Genomic DNA, 873 nt, shown 5'->3' on the forward strand with positions numbered 1-873 from the left:
CTAAACAAATGTGATGTTATTTCGCTGCACGTACCAGAAACACCTGAAACGAAGAATATGATGGGCGAAGAAGAATTTGCTCGCATGAAGCCTGGCGCAATCTTCATCAACGCCGCTCGCGGTACCGTTGTTGATATTCCTGCGCTTTGCCACAGCCTAGAAGCAGGTCACTTCGCTGGCGCAGCAATCGACGTATTCCCAGTTGAACCAAAAACAAACGCTGACCCGTTTGAATCTCCACTACAGAAATTCGATAACGTCATTCGAACACCACACGTGGGCGGCTCTACTCAAGAAGCACAAGAAAACATCGGCGTGGAAGTAGCGGGTAAACTGGCGAAATATTCAGATAATGGTTCAACACTATCAAGCGTTAACTTCCCTGAAGTATCTCTGCCTGAACACGGTCGTGAGTGCTCTCGCTTACTGCACATTCACAAAAACCGCCCAGGTATTCTGACTCAAATTAACACCATCTTCGCAGAAGAAGGCATCAACATCGCAGCGCAGTACCTACAAACTGAAGCTGAGATCGGCTACGTAGTTATTGATGTGGAAACTGAGCGTTCAGAAGAAGCACTAACGAAGCTGAAAAGCATTGAAGGCACGATTCGTGCTCGTATTCTTCATTAAGAAGAATCCATACAACAAAGGCAGGGATTATCCCTGCCTTTTCTTTTTGTGTTACCAAAACAAATTATTTTAATTTGTAAACCACATCCACTTGGTCACGAATTACAAGAGTCGAATCTTGGTAACTGTTCGAACCTTGCTTGCTGTCCATCGCCATTGAGCGCATCAACACAGGCTGTACATGCATTTGGTTATAGTTAATTTGCCAGATGCCGCCGAGTTTTTTATCAAAGCCAGATG

The 873-nt window shown here is 45.0% G+C and carries 1 protein-coding gene and 1 pseudogene; one reads left to right on the forward strand and one right to left on the reverse strand.

Annotation, left to right across the window (positions count from 1 at the left end):
- Nucleotides 1-633, forward strand: a 633-nt coding sequence (locus R7190_RS26315; RefSeq protein WP_318137734.1) for an NAD(P)-dependent oxidoreductase, incomplete at its 5' end; no start/stop codon positions are given.
- Between the two features lie 64 nt (nucleotides 634-697).
- Here the strand turns inward: R7190_RS26315 and R7190_RS26320 are convergent.
- Nucleotides 698-873 (reverse strand): annotated as a pseudogene (locus R7190_RS26320) (oxidative stress defense protein); the annotation flags it as partial.

The organism is Vibrio sp. 1078-1, assembly GCF_033340475.1.